This is a genomic window from Agrobacterium sp. 22094 (assembly GCF_052046015.1).
Taxonomy (GTDB): Bacteria; Pseudomonadota; Alphaproteobacteria; order Rhizobiales; family Rhizobiaceae; genus Agrobacterium; species Agrobacterium cavarae.
Genome location: NZ_JBQEPX010000004.1, coordinates 392,284 through 416,043, shown reverse-complemented (window position 1 = coordinate 416,043; position 23,760 = coordinate 392,284). Strand labels below are relative to the sequence as shown.

25 protein-coding genes, 3 pseudogenes and 1 riboswitch are annotated in these 23,760 nt (G+C 58.0%); of the genes and pseudogenes, 14 read left to right on the top strand and 14 right to left on the bottom strand.

The window, feature by feature from the left end; all coding sequences use genetic code 11:
• Genes ACTJK5_RS18870 through ACTJK5_RS18860 form a run of 3 tightly spaced genes read left to right on the top strand, consistent with a single transcriptional unit; the run spans nt 1 to nt 2,488 of the window.
• Nucleotides 1–1,398, top strand: coding sequence for a ThiF family adenylyltransferase (locus tag ACTJK5_RS18870; RefSeq protein WP_440612983.1), 1,398 nt, complete (start codon nt 1–3; stop codon nt 1,396–1,398).
• Complete coding sequence (locus ACTJK5_RS18865) at nt 1,292–1,756, top strand: DUF6527 family protein (RefSeq protein ID WP_440612982.1); 465 nt, start codon at nt 1,292–1,294, stop codon at nt 1,754–1,756. The genes ACTJK5_RS18870 and ACTJK5_RS18865 overlap by 107 nt, the downstream gene beginning before the upstream one ends.
• A gap of 15 nt (nt 1,757–1,771) precedes the next feature.
• Nucleotides 1,772–2,488 carry a hypothetical protein gene (locus ACTJK5_RS18860; RefSeq protein WP_112520269.1) on the top strand — a complete coding sequence of 239 codons (717 nt, stop codon included), beginning with the start codon at nt 1,772–1,774 and terminating at the stop codon, nt 2,486–2,488.
• A 66-nt stretch (nt 2,489–2,554) separates the two neighbouring features.
• Here ACTJK5_RS18860 and ACTJK5_RS18855 read toward each other — a convergent pair whose 3' ends face one another.
• Both ACTJK5_RS18855 and ACTJK5_RS18850 read right to left on the bottom strand, forming a co-directional pair.
• On the bottom strand, nt 2,555–3,160 hold the full coding sequence (locus ACTJK5_RS18855; RefSeq protein WP_440612981.1) for a hypothetical protein: 606 nt from the start codon (nt 3,158–3,160) through the stop codon (nt 2,555–2,557).
• A gap of 84 nt (nt 3,161–3,244) precedes the next feature.
• The gene (locus ACTJK5_RS18850) at nt 3,245–4,327 is read right to left on the bottom strand and encodes an RHE_PE00001 family protein (protein WP_440612997.1); all 1,083 of its coding nucleotides are present in this window, start codon (nt 4,325–4,327) and stop codon (nt 3,245–3,247) included.
• Nucleotides 4,328–4,439: 112 nt separating this feature from the next.
• Between ACTJK5_RS18850 and ACTJK5_RS18845 the strand changes: the two genes are divergently transcribed.
• The 4 genes and pseudogenes from ACTJK5_RS18845 to ACTJK5_RS18830 all read left to right on the top strand — a co-directional run bounded on the left by ACTJK5_RS18845 (nt 4,440) and on the right by ACTJK5_RS18830 (nt 7,834).
• Entirely contained in the window at nt 4,440–6,092 is a 1,653-nt protein-coding gene (locus ACTJK5_RS18845; RefSeq protein ID WP_075627974.1) for a Mu transposase C-terminal domain-containing protein, read from the top strand.
• Between the two features lie 6 nt (nt 6,093–6,098).
• Entirely contained in the window at nt 6,099–6,977 is an 879-nt protein-coding gene (locus ACTJK5_RS18840) for a TniB family NTP-binding protein (protein WP_075627925.1), read from the top strand.
• Nucleotides 6,978–6,997: 20 nt separating this feature from the next.
• Nucleotides 6,998–7,381: pseudogene (locus tag ACTJK5_RS18835) on the top strand (TniQ family protein); the annotation flags it as partial.
• Nucleotides 7,382–7,552: 171 nt separating this feature from the next.
• The gene (locus tag ACTJK5_RS18830; protein WP_236769788.1) at nt 7,553–7,834 is read left to right on the top strand and encodes a hypothetical protein; all 282 of its coding nucleotides are present in this window, start codon (nt 7,553–7,555) and stop codon (nt 7,832–7,834) included.
• Between the two features lie 114 nt (nt 7,835–7,948).
• Here the strand turns inward: ACTJK5_RS18830 and ACTJK5_RS18825 are convergent, their stop codons facing one another.
• Nucleotides 7,949–8,920 (bottom strand): malate dehydrogenase, encoded by a 972-nt coding sequence (locus tag ACTJK5_RS18825; RefSeq protein WP_075627923.1) that lies wholly within the window; start codon nt 8,918–8,920, stop codon nt 7,949–7,951.
• A 30-nt stretch (nt 8,921–8,950) separates the two neighbouring features.
• On the bottom strand, nt 8,951–9,712 hold the full coding sequence (locus ACTJK5_RS18820) for a substrate-binding domain-containing protein (RefSeq protein ID WP_075627922.1): 762 nt from the start codon (nt 9,710–9,712) through the stop codon (nt 8,951–8,953).
• A gap of 126 nt (nt 9,713–9,838) precedes the next feature.
• Between ACTJK5_RS18820 and ACTJK5_RS18815 the strand changes: the two genes are divergently transcribed.
• From ACTJK5_RS18815 to ACTJK5_RS18790, 6 genes are all read left to right on the top strand, one after another.
• Entirely contained in the window at nt 9,839–10,717 is an 879-nt protein-coding gene (locus ACTJK5_RS18815) for a LysR family transcriptional regulator (RefSeq protein WP_075627921.1), read from the top strand.
• Between the two features lie 5 nt (nt 10,718–10,722).
• Nucleotides 10,723–11,349 (top strand): uracil-DNA glycosylase family protein, encoded by a 627-nt coding sequence (locus ACTJK5_RS18810; RefSeq protein WP_112520274.1) that lies wholly within the window; start codon nt 10,723–10,725, stop codon nt 11,347–11,349.
• Between the two features lie 63 nt (nt 11,350–11,412).
• Nucleotides 11,413–12,555 carry a TDT family transporter gene (locus tag ACTJK5_RS18805; RefSeq protein WP_112520275.1) on the top strand — a complete coding sequence of 381 codons (1,143 nt, stop codon included), beginning with the start codon at nt 11,413–11,415 and terminating at the stop codon, nt 12,553–12,555.
• Nucleotides 12,556–12,620: 65 nt separating this feature from the next.
• On the top strand, nt 12,621–13,241 hold the full coding sequence (locus tag ACTJK5_RS18800) for a DsbA family protein (RefSeq protein WP_075632869.1): 621 nt from the start codon (nt 12,621–12,623) through the stop codon (nt 13,239–13,241).
• Between the two features lie 420 nt (nt 13,242–13,661).
• Entirely contained in the window at nt 13,662–14,063 is a 402-nt protein-coding gene (locus tag ACTJK5_RS18795; protein ID WP_075632868.1) for a DUF305 domain-containing protein, read from the top strand.
• On the top strand, nt 14,060–15,436 hold the full coding sequence (locus ACTJK5_RS18790) for a YncE family protein (protein WP_075627917.1): 1,377 nt from the start codon (nt 14,060–14,062) through the stop codon (nt 15,434–15,436). The genes ACTJK5_RS18795 and ACTJK5_RS18790 overlap by 4 nt, the downstream gene beginning before the upstream one ends.
• 99 nt (nt 15,437–15,535) lie before the next feature.
• Here the strand turns inward: ACTJK5_RS18790 and ACTJK5_RS18785 are convergent, their stop codons facing one another.
• From ACTJK5_RS18785 to ACTJK5_RS18740, 10 genes and pseudogenes are all read right to left on the bottom strand, one after another.
• Nucleotides 15,536–16,315 (bottom strand): anti-sigma factor family protein, encoded by a 780-nt coding sequence (locus ACTJK5_RS18785; protein ID WP_075627916.1) that lies wholly within the window; start codon nt 16,313–16,315, stop codon nt 15,536–15,538.
• Nucleotides 16,312–16,818: a sigma-70 family RNA polymerase sigma factor gene (locus ACTJK5_RS18780; protein ID WP_075627972.1), complete on the bottom strand. Its 507-nt coding sequence runs from the start codon at nt 16,816–16,818 to the stop codon at nt 16,312–16,314. Before ACTJK5_RS18780 ends, ACTJK5_RS18785 begins: the two co-directional genes overlap by 4 nt.
• A gap of 57 nt (nt 16,819–16,875) precedes the next feature.
• Nucleotides 16,876–17,298, bottom strand: a complete 423-nt coding sequence (locus tag ACTJK5_RS18775) for a hypothetical protein (RefSeq protein WP_075627915.1) — start codon at nt 17,296–17,298, stop codon at nt 16,876–16,878.
• 176 nt (nt 17,299–17,474) lie between these two features.
• Complete coding sequence (locus ACTJK5_RS18770; RefSeq protein WP_112520276.1) at nt 17,475–18,281, bottom strand: universal stress protein; 807 nt, start codon at nt 18,279–18,281, stop codon at nt 17,475–17,477.
• 217 nt (nt 18,282–18,498) lie between these two features.
• Nucleotides 18,499–18,936 (bottom strand): EamA family transporter, encoded by a 438-nt coding sequence (locus ACTJK5_RS18765; RefSeq protein ID WP_075627912.1) that lies wholly within the window; start codon nt 18,934–18,936, stop codon nt 18,499–18,501.
• Entirely contained in the window at nt 18,933–19,322 is a 390-nt protein-coding gene (crcB, locus tag ACTJK5_RS18760; protein ID WP_075627911.1) for a fluoride efflux transporter CrcB, read from the bottom strand. The genes ACTJK5_RS18765 and crcB overlap by 4 nt, the downstream gene beginning before the upstream one ends.
• 10 nt (nt 19,323–19,332) lie before the next feature.
• Entirely contained in the window at nt 19,333–21,150 is a 1,818-nt protein-coding gene (locus tag ACTJK5_RS18755) for a voltage-gated chloride channel family protein (protein WP_075627910.1), read from the bottom strand.
• A 95-nt stretch (nt 21,151–21,245) separates the two neighbouring features.
• Nucleotides 21,246–21,325: riboswitch (Fluoride riboswitch) on the bottom strand.
• A gap of 72 nt (nt 21,326–21,397) precedes the next feature.
• Nucleotides 21,398–21,511 (bottom strand): annotated as a pseudogene (locus tag ACTJK5_RS18750) (cytochrome b); the annotation flags it as partial.
• A gap of 31 nt (nt 21,512–21,542) precedes the next feature.
• Nucleotides 21,543–22,229: an SMC-Scp complex subunit ScpB gene (scpB, locus tag ACTJK5_RS18745; protein ID WP_075627909.1), complete on the bottom strand. Its 687-nt coding sequence runs from the start codon at nt 22,227–22,229 to the stop codon at nt 21,543–21,545.
• Between the two features lie 2 nt (nt 22,230–22,231).
• Nucleotides 22,232–23,185 carry a DUF1403 family protein gene (locus ACTJK5_RS18740; protein WP_234794759.1) on the bottom strand — a complete coding sequence of 318 codons (954 nt, stop codon included), beginning with the start codon at nt 23,183–23,185 and terminating at the stop codon, nt 22,232–22,234.
• Nucleotides 23,186–23,515: 330 nt separating this feature from the next.
• Between ACTJK5_RS18740 and ACTJK5_RS18735 the strand changes: the two are divergent.
• Nucleotides 23,516–23,742, top strand: a pseudogene (locus ACTJK5_RS18735) (IS66 family transposase); the annotation flags it as partial.
• Nucleotides 23,743–23,760: the final 18 nt, after the last annotated feature.

Genomic DNA, 23,760 nt, shown 5'->3' with positions numbered 1-23,760 from the left:
ATGACGATACTGGACATTACTCTTCTCGAGCAACATATGCAGATCCTCACGGGCCTGCTTCCGGACGCTACGTCTCCGGAAGCAGCTGCCTACATCCTGTTTGGATCGTCGGATATCGCTGAGGATCCTTGGTCGGGCGATCCGCGTCACCGTCTCGTTTCACATCGGGTCATTGAGATTCCCGCAACAGACATGCTCAGCTCGTCCGGTGTGCATGTGACATGGAGCACCCGCAGCTTCATGCGGATGCTCGGCGACGCTGCGATCGCGGGCAAGATTCCCGCAATCTTTCACACCCATCCGGGCAGTCATGCATTTTTCTCCGATCAGGACGACGCCAACGAGCGAGAGCTTGCGCGGACGGCTCACCAGAAGGGCGCGAGAGGCCTTGTTAGTATCGTTCTTGGCGGAGACGGCTCAGTCTGCGGGCGAATCTGGCATAGCGCCGATGCTTACACCATGGCTGACGCTGTTCAGGTCGTCGGTGGACGATATCGGCGAGATCAACGTTATCTCGCTAAGAGCAGAGTCCATCACCACCTGGACCGTCAGCGCCGGCTGTTTGGGCAGAGCTTCAACGACAATCTCTCATCGTTACGCGTATGCGTCGTCGGGTGCGGCGGTACCGGTAGCCCGGTCTCGCTTCTGTTGGCTCGGCTTGGGGTTGGGCACATATTCCTCGTCGATAAGGACGTGATTGACGAGACAAACCTAAACCGGGTCCATGGAGCACGCCGCGACGATATCGGACGTCCGAAAGTCGAGGTCCTTAAGCGAGAGATCGAATTGATGGGCATCGGATGCCATGTTGAAATCGCGCAGGACTGGGTCAACGTTGCGCGGGTCCGAGATGCGCTCAAGGCATCCGACTTTGTCTTCGGATGCACCGACGACAACTCAGGACGAATTTTGATCAATCGCCTTGCCCATTTTTACGGTATCCCCGTCATCGACGTCGGCTTGCGCATGGTCGCAGCGGCTCAAGGGCACGGACATGATCTCAATGGACGGGTCACGACGGTAGTTCCGGGCCGCCCCTGTTTGATTTGCGGTGGTGTTGTGAACGCCATTCGCGCGCAGGAAGAAGAGCTCGAACGCAATCAGCCGGATGAATTCCAACGCCGTAAGGTCGAGGCCTACGTCGTTGGCGCCGGTGATCCCGCCCCCGCGGTCGTGACGTTTACGACCGAGATGGCATCTGTTGCCGTCGATGAAATGATTGCCGCGCTTACTGGATTTCACGGCGCTGATGGAATGATCCCAACCCGTGTCAGACGCTGGCATATTCGCGATGATCGGTTTCTGGATATCAAGGCCCGAGAAGGTTGCCCGGTTTGCCAATCAGATGACTCGCGTGGTGCCGGCGATGTATCGCCCTTCCTCGATATGGCAGGGTGAGATCATGCGAAGAACGATAGCACTCACCCTCCGCTTCTTCGGGTTGCTCAAGTTTGACCGGCTTGCGAGGCTCTCGTCCAAATATCCGTCGACCGGCGAGTTGCCAGAAATGGATGTCGTCGTAGTTCGCGATGGCGACGTCGCAAAATGGGCGTGCCTGACGTGCCCCGGCGGTTGCGGTAAGATGATTGCACTTTCGCTTAACCCCACTCGACGGCCGAAATGGCAAGTAACATTGGATTTCTGGAACCGTCCGACGTTCAAACCATCGGTTCACCAGTTAAATGAATGTGGCTGCCACTTCTGGATCACAAAGGGCAAGATCGAATGGTGCCCCGGCGGGCGGCCCACCGCATAGAGAAGAGCGTTTCAAATGGATGAGCAAGTACCCCAAGTTGCGCGTTTTCCTTTTCGCGAACAGGCGCGGAAGCACCTTAAATCAGCTGAGGAGCTGCTCTGCGGTGAAGGGCAGCAACTCGTTTACGCCTGCCTCGAGCTTCGTCTAGCAATCGAGGCAATCGTGTATGAAACGCTCCAAGCCTACGAGAAAAATCTGAGCCCCGACGTTGCGGAGGCACATCAACATTGGCAACCCAACAAAGTCCTGGAACTCCTTTCCGCACACGACCGACTCGTCGATACGTCGCTTCGGGTTCAGTTCCGCGAAGGTGGCGAGAATGGCGCCCCCGTCGGTGGCCCCCCACTCTTCGATGGAATTGATCGACGCTTAACCGTCAACTGGGTGGAAAAGGCCCATCGATCTCTCGGAAGTTTCCTTCATCAGCGAACCGTTTCCCAGCTCAAAAAAGGGAAGTCGATAGACGAAACTAAACTGAGGACTGAGGCGAACCGCATTCACATCCGGCTCAAGGAGGTTCTGGGATCTGAAGTCTACGGTATCCAATTTGCCGGCGGACTTCCGATTTGTTGCGAAACCTGCGGTTCTGATTTGGCCGCTACGATGGCTTCCCTGATTCTTGATGGGGTCGCCGATGTGAAGTGTGCAACCTGTAACGTCAGTCGCTTGGTGGAACTGGACAAGACAACCGGTGAGCTTAGATACGTCCATAAGATCACGGCCACCGGCTGAATCGTCGGCTGGCGCTGCCGGTGAGGTGTAGTATGCTTCCGGCTACGGTCGGCAAGTCCCTCGAAACTAAGCAGTGAGATTTGTGGCGGCTGGAACGTGATGGGGGTCAATTTGCAATAACGCCAGAATGGCCGATTTCGCTGGTAGAAAAGCGTCATCATAGCTGAAAGCGTGCCAGTCGATCTCCTGCCGCGCACCTAACCGATCCTGATGCATCTTGTCACGGACGGATTTAATTCCCCGAACCTTGGCTTCGAGATCAAGGTTTCCGTTCGGGTCGGCAACCGCGACAAGAGAAGCAATCCAGTGGTTCGGAGCGATACGCGGGGCGTTGGCTCCGTTATCGCCGACATCCCTCAGGCGGAAGGCCGTTCCCAACCCTTCGCAGACGGAAAATGCGCCAACGCAGAACTCGAAGATCATCACGGTATAGTAGGGCTCAAATAGCACCGATGCGTTGCCTGCTCCTCGCGTCGCATGGGGCGTAATCAATCCAGCCTTCATCTCCATACCAACCAAAATGTGCTTTAGGTTGGAACGAAGCCGGCTGCGGACGTTAGCATCGAGAACGTTCGGTATGACCGTTACAAGCCATGCATCCCATTCAGTCGCAGTAGCGAGGGTATGAACGTAGCCGAATTGGCCAGTTTGATACGCGGAAAGATAGTACATTTAGCTCCGGCTCCATAGGACGTCTCTGGTCTACAGAGTGCCTTGTCGTACCAAAGAAACGAAGCAAACTCATCGTCGTTTAACCTACATGACACCCCATGCCCGAAACCTTCCCCTCCCCGTCATCTCGCGCAAACCGAGCTCCGACACGATCCGCCGCGCCGCCTGCGGCGTTACGTCCAGCGTCTTGGCCACCATCCCCGCCGACACCAACGGCTTGGTCATCACCAGCTCGACGAGTTCCGGCAGCTTTGAAGACATCCGGCGTCCGTCCAGCTTGCGCTCGAACATCGTGCGAGCCAGCGCCAGCCGATCGTGCTCCTTCAGCCCGATCTCCGCGGCCACAATCAGGCCGCGGGCGATGGCGAGCAGCCGGGTCTCCCGATCGCGATGCCGGCGGCGATCGACGGGAATGGTTTTGAGGCCGAGGTTAATGGCAGCGAGATGAGCGCCAGTAGTGATGCCAGCCTGCCGCAGGATCGAGGCGCAAAACAGTCGGCCGAGCCACGGCGCGTGCTGAAGCACCGACAGTTCATTCCACGCGTCGAGGGCGACGATCGCCTGCAGCACCGCCGGCAGATCTTCGGCTTGCCGCAGCACGGCACGCCATTCGTCGAGCCGGGCATCCTCGTCCCAGTCGAGATCATAGACGAGCGGATCCTTTTCGGAAGCACGGCTGCCCGCGGCCCGGCCTGGCCGTGTGGCATTCTCGATCGCGGCGTCAGAGCGCGCAAGCAGCGCATCGATGGCGGCATAGTCGACACCGGGCAGATCTTTCGCGTCGTCACCCTCGTCCCCCTCCCCTTCCGGCTCGACCATTTCCGCGCGATCGCCGCTCCTGTCTTCCACGGCACGATCAGAACCGTCTGATGGTCCAGGCCACGCCTGGGTCTGTCGCAACGTTCGGATACCGTCTGCGGACAGCGCCCAAGCTGGGAGCTGGGCGGCGATGCGCCGGCGGGTCTTCAAAACGTCGCGGGCGATGGTGAGTTCGTGGGTTGGGGTGCGGGTATCGCGAAAGGCGTCGTGGAGGACGAGGTCCTCAAGGTGGACGAGTTCGCCGTCGATCCAGAGAGAGGCGCAGGCGTCGGCGAAATTTTGCCGCTCGAGAAAACCGGCGCCGACCGGCGAGCGAGATATGCGCTCGTCGAGGCGGGTGAGAGCGATGCCCGCTGTGGCTTTTACTTTGAGGTTTCAAACTGGAAATCGTCATTAGGCTGTTAGAGTTAGGCGTTATTGGTAGGAACGATTATCGCTAACGATTTCGATGAGGCCAGATGTGCCAAATCCATTTCAATATTGCCGATCGACACCTGCCCGTGAATCTACTGAAGCCGATTGGGCGGCTGCGCGCAGGCTCGCGGACCAACTGGATCGCATCCTGGAAGGATACGGTTCGCGCAAATCGGCCATTGACCGCGCTGCTGCGGAATTGAGGCTGTCGTCCCGACAAATATACAATCTCTTGGCCCGATATCGAACCGACAGAACGGTGACCGCGCTCCTGCCGCGCACATCCGGCCCCCGGCGAAAGCGGATCTCGGCGGACGTCGAAGCTATCGTTGCGAGAACTTTGCAGGAGCAGTGGCTCACCCTCGAAGCGCCGCCATTGGCTCCGGTCGTCGCCGAAATCCGCGCGCGCTGCGAGGAGGCAGGCCTGTCCCAGCCATCGTATGTCACTGTCGCGCGCAGGATCCCTGAATTGTTTTCAGCCGAAACGATCGCGAGGAAGCGCTCGGCCAATCCGAAACATTTGTTGCGGCTGAAGCCACGGCCTGGATACATCCATGCAACAAACCCATTAGATGTCTGCCAGATCGACCACACGCCGACGGATGTAAATTTCGTCGAGGTCATCGATGGGGCCGGGGTTTTCGTCGGGCGGGCGTATCTGACACTGGTGACCGACGTTGCCACCCGTGCCATCCTGGGCTTTTGCCTATCGCTGGAAAAACCCTCGGTGCTGTCGGTGGCGCTTTGCCTTGCGCAGGCGATTTGCCCCAAGGATGGCTGGCTCGCATCGCGCGATATTCGCCATGACTGGCCAATGTATGGAAGGCCCCGGCTGCTTGTGGCCGACTCGGCGATGGAGTTCAAGGGGCATGCTTTTCAGCGAGGCTGCGACGAATACGGGATCCGCATTCGATATCGGGATCGCGCTCGGGTTCACCACGGCGGCGTCGTGGAACGGCTTCTAGGAAAGCTGAACGGTGTGTTGGCAACATTACCGGGCACCACGAAACGTTCCGTGGCAGCTCGTGACGAATATCCTGCCGAACACCGTGCCCGCCTCTCATTTTCCGAATTGGAGCGGTGCGTGGTCTTGGCGATCCTGGATCATAATCGCCATCAAAATCCGAAAACGCTGAACATTCCCGTCAAGGAGTGGGAGCAGCGTGCGTCAGGCCACCCTCATATCATCGACGACCAGCACCATGTGCTGCTCTCCTTCTTGCCGGCCGGTCAGAGGCAATTGTCGCCTCAAGGGATCAGTCTGTTCGCGCTGCACTACTATTCGAGTTGGATTGGCAGGCTGGTGCCGGAACGAGATCGGCTCAGTAAGCTCGAAGTGCGATACGATCCCCGCAATATAAGCCAGATCTTTGTTCGCGACCCCGAAACACAAGTGTTTCGGGCAGTGGAGCGGCGAGATGGCGTGGTCGCCAGTATCACACTGTGGGAGCATCGGGCCGAAAGGGCACGGAGGCGCGACTTGAGCGGCCGATCCAGCGTCGAGATCGTCTCGCTGCGCCGGGAAATGACCACGATTGCAAACACCGCCGGGCTTTCAAAGCGCCGGCTGCGCAATGCGGCGCGGGGCATTTATGCCGCGCCCGCGGAAAAACGAATGGCTGAAACATCGGAATCAGTTCCGATACAAACGATCCAGCAAGAGCGGCCAAAGGCCCGACTACAGGTCGAAGACTGGTAGTCGGCTATGGAAGATCACCTCTTCGAACATGTTCGCCCCTATCTCGACCGCACCATTGAGGAGCGGATCGCGTATATCCGAGCTCCGAGGTGGATCGGGCATCAAGCTGCGATCGAAAGCCATCAGCGGCTATCGGATTTGTTGTCACGCCCTCCTTCACTGCGCACGCAAGGGCTGATGATTGTCGGGCCTTACGCCAATGGCAAGACGATGATCGTCGAACGATTTGCCGTGGATTGCCTGAAGGCCTCCGCAGACCAGAAGGTCTGGATCGTCCAGACCCGGGAAGGTGCAGGACTTGGCCATTTTTACGCCAGCATTCTCCACGCGCTCAACGCGCCGGGCGGCGATGTGTGGACTGTCGGACGCAAAGCGGAGCAGCTCGACCATCTCCTTGCGGCGCTCAGGCCGAAGGTCCTAATCTTTGACGAATTCCACAACGCGCTTAGGGGCCGGCCGCGTGACGTTGAAGCAGTCTTCGCATTTCTGCGTCGCATTGGTCGGCAATACGATATCTCGCCGGTTCTGGTCGGAGAGGTCACGGTTTACGACTACATATGTGCAACCAGCGAGATGGCGAGTCGGTTCGAACTCTTTCCGATTCCGCGCTGGTCGTACGATGAGGCCTACCTGTCATTGTTGGACAGTCTCGAGGCCGCCTTGCCCCTCGCACGCAGCTCGGATCTGTCGGCGGAGCGAAAGGCCCGACACATTCTTGGTCTTTCCGAGGGGCTGATCGGAGAGATCGTCGCGATCCTGACCAAGGCCGCGATTGCAGCAATCCAGGAGGGAGACGAACGTATCACCAGATCCTCCATCGATAACCTGCGGTACATTCCGCTGTCCAAAAGACGGCATGGGCCCATTCGTGAGGCGCTTCTTTGAGCCTGCTTGGGCCGTCACTGATGGTGGTCATTCCGCAGGAGCGCTACCGGGACGTTGTGTATGAACGGTGGCCGGTTAAAGTAGAACCACACGCCGACGAACTCCTGTCGAGCTGGTTACATCGGATCGCTTCTGCCAATGGCGTAGCACCGCGAGATTTTGCGCGCGTTCTTGGACTGCGCCACAGAATGTGGTCTGCCAGGTTCGATTTAAAACTTCAGGACGATGTCTTGGACCAGCTCTCGGAGGGATCTGGAATTCCGAGAGACCGATTGTCGTCAATGGCCTTGCAGCCATGTGATTACAGACACATGCCGCTACCACTGGTCATCAAAGCCCGTCGTGCTGCTTCGACGTGGCTGCAATTCTGTCCTGCGTGCCTCGATTCTGATCAGCCCCCATATTTTCGGAGGGGATGGCGACACTCGACTAGAATCTCCTGCTTTATCCACAGGTGCGGATTACGCGACCGTTGCCCATCGTGCCACCGCGGAATTACTGCCTTCGCTCAGCCACGGCTTGTCGGCCAGCATGTCTGCACCTCTTGCGCTTATGACCTGCGGCGGGCATCCAAGGTGCCGGTGACCATTGAAGCGCAATACTTTGAACAGATAATCAATCGTTCTATCGGTACAGTGGCGAACATCCTGGCGACGAACAATCCGCCGAAATGGCCTTGGCGACAAGATTTGATCGCAGTTCTACCGACTATGTCGGTTTCCAGCCGGATACGCTTGTTCGAGCGCTTCATCCCCGACGACGCCTATCTGGATGAGGGCTTCGTCCTTCCCATTCGGCGGTCGAAGCGGATTATGAAAGATAAAATTGAACCAGCCCGTCAAGCTGCAGCTCGCTGATCGTCGTGGCGGCATTCGCCTCTTCGGAGGCTGGCGCCTATTCTCAGAAATTTTGCGGAGAACAGGCGTGCAATCTCCGCACAGGTTCTGTGCCAGCCTCCCCATCCCACCATATCAGGATAAGGCGTCGCGCTCTCCGACAAGCTCTTCTATCGTTTTGTCCAGCTTACTCTTCTGAAACCCGTCCAGATCGAGACCTTCAACGACGCTATAATCACCGTCCTCGCACATCACAGGTACGCCACACACCAGACCCTCCGGTATGCCATACTGCCCCTGCGATATAACAGCCATCGATGTCCAGCGCCCATCCGTGCCATGCATCCAATCACGCATCTGATCGATCGCTGCATTGGCGGCGGATGCCGCGGACGACGCGCCGCGCGCCTCTATGATGGCGGTGCCACGCCTTGCGATCTCAGGGATCAGCACCTCCTTGTACCAATGGTCGTCGGCGATGGTCTCGGATAAGGGCCTTCCGGCAGCCGTTGCATAGGTCCAGTCGGCAAACATGGTCGGCGAGTGATTGCCCCACACAACGAGCTTGTCGATGTCGCCGACGCCACAGGCGGCCTTGCGCGCCAGTTGGGTCAACGCCCTGTTGTGATCAAGCCGGATCATCGAGCTGACCTGCCTTGGGTTAAAGTCCGGAGCATTGGCGATCAGGATGGAAGCGTTGGTGTTGGCAGGGTTGCCAACCACCAAAATTTTGGCCCGGCGTCCGGCGACTTCGTTGATCGCCCTGCCCTGCACCTTGAAGATCTCTGCATTCGCAGCAAGCAGGTCCCGCCGTTCCATACCCTTTGATCGCGGTCTGGAGCCGACGAGGAACGCCGCATCGACACCTTCGAACGCCTGGCGGGGATCATCCGTCATGACGATGTTGTGCAGCAGCGGAAAGGCGCAGTCTTCCAGTTCCATGACGACGCCGCGTACGGCGTCCTGGGCTTGAGGCAGATCGAGAAGTCGAAGTTCGATCGGCTGCGACTTGCCATAAAGGTCACCATTCGCCAGCCGAAACAGCAGGGAATAGCAGATCTGGCCGGCAGCACCGGTCACAGCGATCTTTTTGGGAGTGGATTGCATGGTCGTTATCTTTCCTGAGACGGTATAGGGTTATTTCGAGGGCGTGGTCCAGCCGGCCTTGGCAAAAATCGCCTTGGCCTCAGGGCCCTGAAGGAATTGCGAAAACGCTTTGGCGTCGGCATTCTTGCCTCCGCGCTCGGTCAGCACGATCCCGGTGTCTCGGTAGATGCGATAGTCCGGTTCGACCTCGACGACATCTGCGAGTTTTGGATTGGCGACCTGCCAGATATTCCAGATGATCCAGGCATCGAAGGACTTGTCCTCGGTCCAGGCTTTTTTGGCTTCGGCACTGTTGGCGGCAAAGGTCTTGATATTGGCGCGAAGAGCTTTCACCTTTTCAATGTCGCCGGTTCGTCCGGCCATGTCTTCCCAAAGACCGTTCTGCCCGGCACCATTGACGACAAGCACTTTGTGGCCGGGCTTGAACAGATCAGCGAGGCCGGTGATCTTCTCCGGGTTCCCCGGACGCACCAGGATAGCGGAAGGACGCACGTAGAGCGGTACGACATCGGCGTCCTTGATCTGGCCGTCCATCGCCTTCACGAAATCCGACATCATCGTCTCTGAGCCGCTGAAGATCAGGTCGGCATTGTCTTTAGCCTTGCCGATCCATTGCGGCGTTGGGCCGGCGGTAACGATCACCGTGTTGCCGGAGCTTTTCTCGAAGGCGGCTGCCGCCTCCTTCATGGCAGGGAGTGGTCCACCGGGACCATAGACGTGGATATCGGCGGCAAGCGTTGGTGCTGTCGTGGCGACAAGCATCACCGCGCCGGTGATGATGGATTTCAGCATGGTATTTCCTCCGTATCTGGTAAGAGAAAACTAGCGCCATTCTGCATCAGTTCCATCGCATAATTTTGCTACGAACATTCGGATAAATCGATTATAACTCGGAGCAGATTCAAGGTTGCTATCCTCATGACCCTCGACCAATTGCGCATCTTCGCCGAAGTCGCCCGCCAACAGCACATCACCAAGGCTGCCAAAGCGATGAATATGACGCAGTCGGCCGTCAGTGCTGCGGTCATCGCGCTTGAGGAACGGCACGGCGTGGCTTTGTTCGACCGGATCGGTCGTTCTATCGTCCTAAACCAAACCGGAACGATCTTTCTCGAGCATGCACTTCAGGTCTTGGCTGAAGCGAAAGCCGCCGAGTCTGCGCTAAGCGACCTTGCCGGACTTTTGCGCGGGGAATTGTCGATTATGGCGAGCCAGACTGTTGGTGCCTATTGGCTGCCCTCCAGGCTAGCGAAGTTTCACACACGCTATCCTGGTCTCGGTCTCGACGTCAGGATCGGCAATACCGAGGCGGTAGGCGACGCGGTTGAGGCAGGGCGGGTTGAGCTCGGCGTTGTAGAGGGCGCGGTCGACAGACCGGCCTTGTCGTCGCGCATGATCGCCACGGATGAGATGATCCTCGTCGTGTCGCCAACTCATCCATGGACCAAAGGCAAAAAGCTCGGAAAAGCCGATTTTGAAGACGCGACATGGGTTCTTCGCGAACCCGGATCGGGAACACGGCTCGCCTTCGAGACGATGATGACGAAAGAGAAATTGAAGCTGCAGGCGTTGAACGTTGCAATTGTCCTGCCCGGAAACGAGGCCGTGCTCGGCGCAGTCGAGGCCGGCATGGGGGCAACACTGACATCGCGAAGTGCTGCCCAGACCGAACTCAACAGCGGCCTGCTGGTCGAGGCCAATGCTTCTCCGCTTCCGCGGCCATTCTTCCTGCTCCGGCATAAGGAGCGGTATCGCTCCAAGGCGGCCGATGCGTTCGAAGCCCTGTTGTCGGAATAGACACGATGACCTATCGCGGACCTGATACGCTCTGGCACGAGCATCGACGCGAGAAGCGGTTGGCCGCGCTTGACAGCGCGCATATGCAGCCATTGAACGCCTTCCGGGAGCACCTTCAGCTCAACTCCGACCGGGATATGCCGAACTTCGATCCATACGATGGCGGTATCAGCGCAAGACTGCTGATCCTTTTGGAGACGCCTGGACCAAGTCCGGTCGAACGCGGCCGGCGTTTCGTTTCGATCGATAACCCGACCGGCACGGCTGAGAACCTGCGCACGGCGCTGACTGGCGCAGGGATATCGCGCCGAGACATCGTTCTGTGGAATACAGTCCCGTGGGTCCGCGCAACCCGAGGCTCGATCGTGGCCAGCGAGCGGCGCGAGGGCATCATGGGACTTGCAGGCCTTCTGCCGCTGCTGCCGAACCTACGTGTCGCCATCCTGGCGGGCGCGGTGGCGAGCGGTGCTGAAGGGGTACTGGTGGATGCCGGCATTGAGGTGATACTCTGCCCCCATCCGAGCCCGACGCTGATCAATACCTCGCCGACGCTGCGCGACCGCCTTCACGCGGCTTTCGAAGCTGCCGCCGCAAAACTCGATCAATCGAAAACGGCGATCGAAATATCCTGAACTATGCGTTGGAACTGATCGATGTACCCTCGTATTTTCTCCTCAACGATCAGGAGAAATTCGATGCACAAGGTTGTTGCCTTCAAGAGGCCGGTCACGCCAGCCCCGGACGTTCCTATGCAGGGCTACGTCATACGAAATTTTACGCCAAATTGGTTCGCGACCACGATGGGCACCGGCATCCTTTCGGTCGCTCTCGCACAGTTTCCTGGGCATCCGTGGCTTTTCGCGATGGGTCAGGCGCTTTGGCTCTTCAATATCCTGCTATTTGCCACCTGCACAACGCTCTACACGGCACGCTGGCTGCTCTATTTTCATGAGGCAAGCCGCGTCTTCTCGCATTCTGTCGTGTCGATGTTTTTTGGCTGCATCCCGATGGGACTGGCCACGATTATAAATGGCTTCCTGATCTATGGCATCCCGCATATCGGCGACACGGCGGTGGCAATCGCAACGACGCTCTGGTGGATCGACGTCACACTGTCGCTGGCCTGCGGTCTTGCAATCCCATTCATGATGTTTACGCGCCAATCCCACTCGATTGACCAAATGACAGCGGTCTGGCTGCTGCCGATCGTGGCGAGCGAGGTGGCGGCCGTCAGCGGTGGCCTGCTTTTGCCCCACATCGCCGACGCTCAAACGCAGTTGACGGTGCTGATGCCCAGCCTGGTCCTATGGGCCTGCTCGGTTCCGCTGGCCATGAGCGTGCTCGTGATCCTTTTCCTGCGCATGGCGGTCCACAAGCTTCCGCATGTCAACATGGCCGCCTCGAGCTGGCTGGCTCTCGGCCCGATCGGAACCGGTGCCCTTGGTCTTCTCGTCATGAGCCAGACCGGACCCGCCGTGTTGTCGGCGAATGGATTGGCGAGCGTTGCTCCGGCCTTCGGTGGTGCCAGCTTCCTCGGCGCGATCCTCCTGTGGGGCTACGGCATCTGGTGGCTGGCGACTGCTGTCCTGATCACCCTGCGCTACCTTCGCGAGGGCCTGCCATTCAATATCGGCTGGTGGGGCTATACCTTCCCGCTTGGCGTGTTTGCCGTCGCCACACTTCGTCTCTCAACGATGGTGCCGATGTCGTCTATCGCGATCTTTGGCGCGGTTCTTGTTACTGCACTTGTCTGCATGTGGCTGCTGGTCGCGGCCAAGACGATCAAGGGCACTCTTGACCGCTCGCTCTTCGTCTCGCCCTGCCTCAAGGCCGACTGATGATCGAAACACTCCGGCATTGCTCATGCCGGAGTGTTTTTTCTCGTAACCGAACAGGAGAAGACATGACGTTTCGTATGATGGCCGTGATCGTCGGCATTGCTTTGGGATGCGTGACATCGGCCAAGGCCGAACCCGTGCAGGATTTGATGAACCCGGCCGTATTCCAAGACAGCTTCGTTGGCGAGAAGACCGCTCCAGTGACGCTTGTCGTCTATTCCTCCCCAACCTGCAGCCACTGCATCGACTTCCATGAACGAGACCTGCCGAAACTGCATGATACATATGTCGCATCGGGTAAGTTGAAGATCGCTTACCGGCCCTTCGTGCGAAACTCGGTGGATGCCGTTATCTTCATGCTGGCGAATGCGCGGGGCCGAGACAAATTCGACGAGACGGTATCGTCCTTCATGACGAAATTCGATGAGATTGCCGGCGCCGCCAATGCCGAGGATGCATTGCGCGAGATCGCCGCTAGCATGGGCATCGACCGCGCGGGTTTCGATCGCGCTGTCGCCGATCAGGCCTATCTCGACAAGCTCAATGCTGCGACAACCGAAGCGAACAAAAAATTCGGAGTCGCCGGCACGCCATCGTTTTTCGTCAACGGCCACCAGGTTCGGATTGAAATGAGTTTCAACGAGGTCGCCAAAGCAGTCATGAAAGCCACCGCCAGCCTGGAGTGAAACCAAAATCTGAGAGTGGCGGAATTCCCTGTGGGAAGTTTTCCTACGATCGACCAGGCTGGTTTTCCTCTGAAAAGACGGACGACTGGGCGCCGTCGTCGAACGGCTTAGAATGTGTGCTTTTTCGCCCTGTTCCAACCGACTGTTCATTCTCCATACCGTAATCCGCTGCGGGTATCGCCCTCAGACATCGTTCACAGGCAGATTGGATCCGCCGCGCGTGATCCTCTTGGCGGCATATGAGCAAGCAGTATTTCGGCACGCTTCGTGTCAAGATACGCCTTCCATAATTCTTAGCGCAGACCGGCAAGTACCGCGCGTGCCAACCGCTCACGCCGACGTGAGAACAAATACGGATGAGCAATGGAATAAACGGCGACCCACAGCGTTCTTATCCACTCAAGCCAAAAGGATTTTGCCATGCGCGTCTACAGTTTCATACTTGTTGCCAGTTTCGTCTTTGTGGGAAGTGCATCTGCTGAGCAGTCCCACGACCACCATCCGGCGATGAGCATGGAAGATAGCGGCACTTCCACTGCGTTCTCCAAAAGCATGAAGGTCGCCATGGACAAAATGCATGCCGGCATGATGGCGGTCCCCGAAACAGGCAATCCAGACCACGATTTTCTGGCGCAAATGATCCCGCATCACCAGGGCGCCATCGACATGGCCAAGGCTGTGTTGCTCACCACCAAAGATCCGCAGATCCGAAACCTCGCCCAGTCGATCATTACAGAGCAGGCTTACGAAATTCAGTTGATGAATTCGATGCTCACACAACAGCGCGGCTCCGTCGCCGCCAACCCGGAGACTTCGAAATGACACGTTCCGCAGCCCTGCTGATCGCCCTGATGGCGAGCACGCCAGCCTTTGCCCTGCCCGAATCCAAGGACCGGGTCTATGCTGCTGACCAGAACAGCAACACCGTATCTGTCATCGATCCATCGACCAACACGCTTCTCGGCCTGATCAAGCTCGGCGACCCACGCCCGAATGTCTTGAGCCCGCTTTACAAGGGTGAGGTCAACGTCCACGGCCTTGGCTTCTCGCCGGATCACCGTACCATCGTCGCCGTCTCGACGGTGACCAATTCCGTGACCTTCATCGATACCGCGACAAACAAGATCAAAGGTGTCGCCTATATCGGCCGCAACCCGCACGAGGCCTTCTTCACGCCGGATGGCAAACACGTCTGGGCAACCGTGCGTGGCGAGGATTACCTTTCGGTCATTGATGCGAAGACATTCAAGGAGACCGATCGCATCAAGACCGAGAGCGGTCCCGGCATGACGATCTTTACGCCAGACGGCAAGCGCGCCTTTGTGGCCAACAGCTTCAATCCGGTCGTTCAGGTGTTCGATGTCGCGTCGAAAAAGCTGCTCGCATCCATTCCGGTGGTCTCCCCATTCTCACCGTTCATTCAGGTGACACCAGATGGAAAGGAAGCCTGGCTAACCCACAAGGATGTCGGCAAGGTGACGCGGATTGATACCAAGACATTGAAAGTCAAGGGCGTGATCGATAGCGGTCCGATCACCAACCATCTGGCGTTCGCCAAAACATCCGCCGGAACATTGGCTTATGTGACCATCGGCGGCGAGAACGTCGTAAAAGTCTACACGCTGAACGACGAGGCCAAGCTGATAGCCACCATTCCCGTCGGTGCCTTGCCGCACGGTGTCTGGGGTTCGGGCGACGGCAGCCGCGTCTTTGTTGGCCTCGAAAATGGCGACGCGGTGGACGTGATCGACACTCAGAAGAATGAGAAGATCGCCCATATCCCCTCAGGCCAGGCCCCACAAGCGCTGATCTACGTTCCGGATGCGGTCCCGACAGGCGATGGCCGCCAAAACCTTGAACCACGCAAGGACATGCCGGAGAACATCACACTTATGCTGAAGCCTGCCGCAGATGCGCAAGGCGGCGGAATGGTCGTCTCGCGCAATCTTGGCCTGATCGATATCGTAGATCTCAGCGTTTCGAAATTGAAGCCGGACACGGCTTATGCGCTGTTGTTCGAAGGTCAGCCGGAACCGATCGTGGCGTTCAAGACAGATGCCAAAGGTGCCGCGATGGCATCTGCCACCAGTCCGACCCGCTCCATCGTTAAACCGGGCGAAGCCTCCAAGACACCTAAGGTTATCCTCGTTGAGGGAACAGAACCGCTAGCAAATGCGGTCTTGCAGAGCAACTAACAGTTTGGCTACCTGTTACGGGCAACCCCAAAACAAGTTGACTGCGGCGTTCTTACAATGCCGCAGTCATTTTTGACACCGCACTGAGATTGACCGGATTCAAATCATTCCTTGATAGATCGCAGTTGCGATCGGAAGGAGCTTTGCCCGATCGACCGAGGCGGATACCGCGAAATCGAACCCCTGATCCACCCAGACAAAACTGGACACGCCGTTTTTCTCTTCAAACGTGAACGCTGTCTGCGCTGATTGGCCGGCGCGTAGATAAACGGCCAGCCTCTCGCCTTTGTCATCCTCGTACATGAGTTGTGCAGCCGCAGCGCCACCGCCCGGAAGGACGCGTCCGCCGAGCAGCTTATACCCGAATGCCGAAAGGTTCGGTGGCGTCAGTGCCCGGCCGGATCGCTTCGACAGCCATGTGACCAGATGTGCCTCGTCATCCGCTCCAACTTCGACCGGATGGGCTACTTCGACCACGAAGGTCCGATAGGCGTCAGATGCATTCGCGGCAAAACCCGCCTCGGACAATCGCGCTGCGTTGATTTGCACGCCTTCAGGCTTTAGCCACCAGCCACCGGCCAGGCCTATTCCCAGGAAGATGCAAGCGGTCATGGCGGAGCGATACCAGCCTTGTCTTCGCAAAGCTGCGTTGGACTGAAGGTTGGCGATGCGCAGCCGCGCTGGAATGGGCTCTGCGAATTTTTCAGACAGCCGCACACGCAAAGCTTCCCGGTCCGCAAGCTGTTGCGTGACCCTTGCGCTCACTTCAGGATGACCAGCAAGATAGGCGTCGACAAGCGCCTGACGGTCAGGCGGCAGCTTTCCGTCAATGTAAGCCTGAAGATCATCTTCGCCGATCGGCGAACCGGTGTTCATCATTTTACCCTTCGCAAGGTCACGGGCGTCTTGTTGTCTAGGATAGATCGGAATTTCTGCCTGGCGCGCGACAGCCGCGACATCACGGTTCCTACCGGCACACCAATGACGGCAGCAGCCTGCTCATAGGACAGATCCTCGACGCCAACCAGAAGCAGAAGCGATTTTTGATCGTCGGAAAGCCTATCGAGCGCTTCGAGTATATCGCGCACGGCAATGCCATGATCCTGATCGGCTGGCGATCCGGGGAGCATAACGGTATCGAGGTCGTGGTGTGGACCCCGGCGCTGGGATTGGCGTCCAGCCGAGATGTGCAGGTTTCGCATGATGGTAAACAGCCATGCCCGCAGGTCACCATCAGTCCGGCGCAGATACCAGCGCGATATCGCACGCTCAAGGCAATCCTGCACGAGATCGTCGGCGCGGTTGTGATCACGCAGAAGCGCGAAGGCATAGCGTCGCAATGCCGGTATTTCAGCCTCCAGTCGCATCGCCATTGTCGACATCATCAGCCCTTCGGATCGGTGGCCACACCGGCGAAGCCGGCATGGCCACCCGTCGCCTTACTTTGCAGGCGGGTTGACCTGCCAGATTTCGTCGACAAGTTTTCCGTCACGATAGGTCATGATGTAAAGAACGGGAACCTTGTTCTTGCCGGCAAAGACAACATTCGCGGCAACGGTCGCGCCCTTGGGATTGGCTGCCTCCCAGAGTTCACCGACTGTGGCGGTCTGTTCGCCCTGTGCCGTCGAGAATTTGGCCCAGACTTCCGCAATCGCCTTTTCCGACGCATAACTGCCGTCGAGCGGACCACCAATCCAGGCAAGGGAAGGATCCTTGCCGTAGTCTTTGGTGATTGTCGCGACATCGCCCTTGGCAATCGCTTCGATACGGGTCTTGGCCATGTCCATGGCAGGGCCAGCAAGGGCTGCACCGGTAGACATGAGAAAAGCGAGCGGCAGAGCCATCAGAACTGTTTTGCGCATAGTGTGATCTCCTTGTTGAAATGACAGCAGAGAGACGCTGGCAATCACGCGTTATTCCACCCGGCAGCAAAATAATTTTTCACTCTTTCACTGCGCTCAAGGATATGGAACTCTTTTTTGCTTGTAGAACGGATTCCTTGGGCGAAGTTCCACATGAAGATGCGTCGTATTTGGGCCTAATGGCTAAGAAAAGCGGGCAAACTTGTGTGGTCCATCACTGTCTTCGTGGCCCCGCCAAAGACGGCCTCAAGAAATGCGCCATGACGGTAGGCGCCCATCAAAAGTGAATCGGCACCGCCCCTATTGGCCTTTTCCAGAAATTCGTCGGCGTTTTTCGCCACGGAGGTCTGCAGCCGCCCTGTCCCGCTGACATGCAGTGACTGAATGAACCCAACCGCCTCTGGGACTTCGTTCTCGTGTGCTGCGAGAATTACCAATGTATCAGCAGCGCGGAGCCAAGCTCTGGCCTTTTGAAGGCAAGAACGTATTTCGTCATCGTCCCTCCAGAAAATGGCAATCGAGCGGCCGAAAGAAACCGCAGTTCCGTTAGTATCCGGCGTAAAAACCACCAGCCTATGATGATCGAAGAGCGCCGCATGCAGGGCGTCGCCGCCGTCCATCGATTGCGGGCGGGCGATGGTCACCAGATCGGCCGATCCGAGATGATTGCGGACACCGTCTTCTTCTCCACCATCAGCTTCCACCCACTCGACCTTGGCGCCAGCCGGCGACGGTTCACGCCCTGCCGACCACTCCTCGAAGATCTTTCTGACCTCGTTCCGTCGCTGAGAGGCCGTGCCCTCATCGCGGATCCGCATTTCCTGCATGTCGACTTCCTCTACACTGCCTCCGATCTTGGCGGGATCGACGCAAACATGGAGCGCCGTGATTGTTGATCCCGGTTCGACCGCTGATGCAGCGTCGGCGATCAGCAGGCTGGAAAGGGCTGTTTTAGGATGTGGGATGAGCGCAACAACGTGCATGGTGTTCCTCCTGATTCAGATTTCCTGCGACGCAGCTTCTGCGTCCCGTTCGTCTCGTGTTCGAAATGAGCGATACCGCCATCGCCCATCCGTCGGCTCCCATCGCCTCCACACGACTTCCAGCCAGAATATACGATCATCCTCTCGTAGAACTGCGTGCCACGCGTACCAGACCTGCCAGATGGGGAGACGGAGTGGGTTCGACATCTGGTCTGCTCTAGGCGCGGTAAGCGACGAGGACAGCGCCGCAGGCAATCAGGCAGACGCCAAGCCAATTGGGGAGCGACAGACGCTCCCCCAGAAAGAGTACGGCAAAGATTGCGACAAAGACGACACTGAGCTTGTCGATCGGCGCAACGCGTGCGGCATCACCGAGTTTCAACGCCCGGAAATAGCAGATCCACGACGCGCCGGTTGCCAGGCCCGATAGAACAAGGAAACTCCAGCTACGGCCGGACACCGTACCCGGCGATTGCCAGTTTCCGGTGACATAGACCATCATCCCGGCGGCGGCCAGAATGACGATCGTGCGAATGAAAGTCGCGAAATCGGAATTGACGTTTTCGACCCCGACTTTTGCGAAGATAGCCGTCATTGCCGCAAAGCCAGCCGACAATAGCGCCCAGAAGGGCCAGCCAAGAAGAATACTTTTCATGCCGTTTGACCTCCAACCATACCACGCACCAGCGCCATGCCAGCGAACACTGCAATGAATGCCAGGATGACAGAAGCGCTGGCGTAGAGGATGGCGGCGCTAGTCTCTCCCCTTTCCCAAAGCCCTACAGCATCCAGCGAAAACGTCGAGAAGGTCGTAAAACCGCCAAGAATGCCGGTTGTCAGAAACAACCGCAGTTCCTGCGGCAGCCCGGTTCGCATGACAAAAATCTCCGTCAGGATACCCATCAGCAATGACCCGATGATATTGATCGATAAGGTTGCCCATGGAAAACCAAGTCCGAGCAGATGGGCCACTATAAGGTTCACACCATGGCGGACGGCACCACCGACGCCTGCATCCAGAAATACGATGACAAATCCCATGATCGCTTCCTCAGAACGTGCTGGATGACGACAAGCGACCCGACAGCGCGTCTTGCGCCGCAATCTCTTCACCCAGGACTTCCCACTGCTCGATATGCTTGTAGATGACCACCTTGCGGCATAGCAACTCACCGTGCGTCCGGCAGAAGGTCTCGAGATCCTGCTTCGGCGCGATCAGTTCGACGCACATGGTGAGATTGGGGTTCTGGATCTCCACACCTTCTGACTGCATCTTGCCGTGGTTGCTGTATCCGAACGTCGTGTGATGAGCGACCGCATTGATGATCCCTGCCGCTTTCGCCTGGATCACAAGTTCACGATAGAGCGGCTTGCTGCCGAACCAGCGCTTAGCCGCCTTCACTTTCTCCCCAGGGCGAAGATAGATGCGCACCATGCCGAATTCGCGTGAGGAGACGGTGTGGGTCATGACGATAGGCCTTTCGGTCAGATTGGAGTGAATGGAGAGGGAATTTGCATGCGTTGCCACAGGCGCGGGCGTTCTGCCGCCCTTCGTGCGGATCGCGCGCACCGGAACACCGGTCGGCAGGTCCGAACCAGCCGATTTGACGACGCCGATACGCTGAGACAAATAGATGCTCGAATGGCCGCTGAAGAGGTAGGCGAGAAAGCAGGCGGTGGCGATATAGACGCCATGGGTGGCCCCGAAGAGTTCAATCCCCATGACCATGCAGGCAAGTGGCGTGTTCGTTGCGCCAGCAAAGACGGCGACGAAGCCAAGTCCCGCCATCAAATCGACCGGGGCGCCGAGAAGCCCGCCGAGCGCACTGCCAAGCCCTGCACCGATGAAAAACAGCGGCGTCACCTCACCACCCTTGAAGCCGGCCGAGAGTGTGATGATCGTGAACAGTGCCTTCCACAACCAGCTCCAGTAATCGACGTGATCAGGGCGGAAGAAGCCGAGAATGGTCGGGTCCGCCGGATCAGGCGACCAGACCCCCAAGCCGAGATAGGCTCGAGTTCCAAGAAGATAGGTCAGGCCGATCAGGACCAGCCCTGCGAGGACGGGCCTTAGCGGCGCGTACCTGATCACCTTTTTCAAGAGGGCCGACAGATCGTGGCTGGCCTCGGCAAAGAGATGGGCGACCAACCCGAATATCACCCCTGCCAGAGAGACTTTCGCCAGTAGCCAACCGTCGAGATTGAAGGCGCCGCCGATATCGAAATTGGACAGATAGGCGATATGATACTGGATATGACCGATTCCCCAGGCATGACAGGTCCAGTCGGCCAAGATGGCCGCCATCAGAGCAGGCAGAAGGGCCTCATATTGCATGCGCCCGATGGTCAGCACCTCCAGCGCAAAGATCGCGCCGGCGATCGGCGTTCCGAAGACTGCCCCAAACCCTGCCGCGATACCTGCCATCAGCAGGATGCGGATGTCGGCGGTTGATAGCTTGAACAGTTTGGCTAAGGCGCTGGCGATACTACCGCCCAGCTGAACCGCCGTTCCTTCGCGTCCGGCCGACCCTCCGACAAGATGGGTGAGTACAGTCGAGACGAGGACGAAGGGCGCCATGCGTAGCGGCACGCCGCCACCTGGCTCATGGATCTGGTCGACGATAAGATTGTTGCCGGCCTCAGCCGTCCCGCCGAAGCGCCCGTAGGCCCAGACCATGGCAAAACCGGCGATCGGCATCAGAAAGATCAGCCAGGGATAGGCGAAGCGCAGTTCCGTGGCGCGATCGAGGCTCCAGAGGAAAAAGGCGACAAGGGACCCGACAATCATCGCCATCGGGACGGTGACCGCAACCCATTTGCCGATGCTCTGGATTTGCTGAAGGCGCAGGCTGGAAAACTGACGGATCATCACGCGAGCGCTCCAGAAAAAGCGCACGCCACAACGACGATCGAATTCGATAGTTGGTAATCTGACACAACTCTACCCCTCTGCCGGCTGCGGCAAGTTGAGTAGGAGTCATCAGCTTCATCCTGCGAAGCGGTTCGGCCACCATGGCCAGGCAGAATCCATTACCGGAAACTTGAGTAGATGAAGTCTGGTGCCGCGTCAACATGGCCGAAGCTGCAGCGGCAGCCGGAAAGGCGCGGATCAGATGCTAGCCGCTTGTCATGCGACGCAGGACATCTGTCCGGAAATAAAAATGCTGTGCCAAAGCACCAACGGCGTGCGCAGCGATCGTCGCCCGCAGGATCGCCTTCAATACCTGTGAAGTGCGCAATGCGGTACCAAGCCGAAAGCTGTCAATCTTCCAACATGTCGTCCCCGATGGCCGGGTCAGTATCCACCGAGCCACCCTGCTTACTTAAGAGACCAGCGTCTTCCAGCGCCTCGATATTTGGCAGGTCCCGCAATGTCTCCATGCCAAAGGCCGAGAGGAAATATGGCGTCGTGACATAGGTATATGGGGCGCCCGGAGTGGGGCTCCGTGGGCCGGAGCCGATAAAACCTGCTCCACGCAAACCGCCGATCGTATCGCGGCTGACGTCCTTGCCAAATATCTTTGACAACTCACCGCGCGTGATTGGCTGGTAATATCCGACAGCCATCAGCACCATCGCCTCAGATTCAGACAACGCTGCCACACCGCCTCGCGTAGGCGCGGACGAAGCACGGATCGTCTCGGCAAACCTTGGTCGGCTCCGGTGTTGCCACCCGCCTGCGACCGAGACCAGTTCATAAGGGCGATCTCGCAGCTCTCCGACCAGGTCGTCGATCAGCAGGTCGATGCTGCAGTCTTTGCCGACCACCCGCGCCAGAGTCTCGCGGCTGACCGGCTCGGAGGACGCAAAGATGACCGCCTCGACCCGCATCATCCATTCCCGCCAGCGCATTTCCGACGGCAAGTCCAGGAGCTCGCGATCATACAGGATCTCCTGCTTGCGTTCCTCGGCTTTACGGCGGGGTTTGGCTGCGCGCGCTCCTGCCATTGTCACAATCCAAATATTCGGAAGGAGGACCGGCCCGAGAGCTCGCGTATCGCCTCAAAGCCTTCGAGCCGCTCGAACAGCCGGCTTGCCGCCCATCGTGACAGGCTGGCCCCGGCTGCCGAAGCGGATACAGCGTCTTCGTTCAACAGCCGACGGATGACCGGTTCAGCTCCTCTGGTCCTGACTTTGGCTGCGATGGCCAACAAACGGCTAGCGCGGCGATCGATCTCCGCAGCGGAACGAAGTGCCAGTTCGGCGCCATCGACAATCGCCATGCAGATCGCTTTCGAATAGGTTGACTCACCCGGCTTGACGCGACCCCGGCCACCGATGGTGCGGAAAGCTGGGCCAAAGCGCTCGGGTAGCACCAGGGGAACTGGTTGAGACCAGTTCAGCTTCTGAGCCAGCACCATCTCGCCCAGACCAAGTGCTAACACTTCTGCGTCCGGGCGAGCCGTAGAAATCGCCATTATAAGGTCCGCCACCGCGAAAGGTGCCGAACGCCCGGACTGGATGGCAGAATCAACGAGATCAGGGACCGAGGCAAGATTGTCGTCCCACCGGATCGATAGAAGCGTGGCCAATTCCTTTATAAACGATGTGCCCGGCATGCCGATCCGGCGGGATAGCATTCGTGTGGCCAAAAACAGCTTCCCGGCAGGACCGGGATCACCGTCCGCGGGCGTCAACAAAACGGCGTCCCGCAGCGCGGGCTCTTCCTCGTTGCGACCGAGCATCCTGGCCGCGACGGCGGCTGACTTGAGAGCAAGACGATCACGCCAGCAGCCTATCCATGGTGTATTCGAACGGATCAAATCGTCGAGTGATTTCAGCGCGATACCTGCGGCGAAAGCAGCATCCCGCTCGTCAATGTCACGGCCACGCGCCAGCGCCCAGCTTGGGAGGTGGCCGGGCCATGTGGAGGTGGCAGAGGACGCAGATGTGATCGAATACATGCGCAGCAGCATAAATCAGATGTGCGGTTTTTGCTAGTTTTTTCCTAATAAACCGCACAGCCTGTCGCGAAGATAAAACGTCCGATAAGTACCTCTTATCGGAAGTGAAAAAATTTCCATTCATATCACAGGCTTATATTTAACCTTAATGCATGACGCTAATACTTAGGTCTATTTATCTATGTTGATAATTTTCAAGTATACTCCAATACTTCGCACAGCGTTCAATTGTTGGCATCCGTACCAAGCACCCAGGCGCCGAGGTGCAGTTGCATGCGATACAGTGATGACTTCTCACCGCCGCCGCGCATGTGGGACGGCCGTGTCTAGATCGGCTCCAACGTAGTTGAGCGAGCGATCAGACCGCAGGCGATCATACAAAAAAAGACAGCTTCTTCGCTGGCAGTGACGGCGGCGGCAAAACATGGGCGACAATCGCGACGATGATGCAGACTCCAAAGATAAATTCCGTCGATCCCCAAGACGGGTTGACGCAGACGCTTGAGCGCATCGCAAACGGCGGACCTATCAGCGAAATCCACACCCCTATGCCGTAGATCTTTAAGGCTTGGACG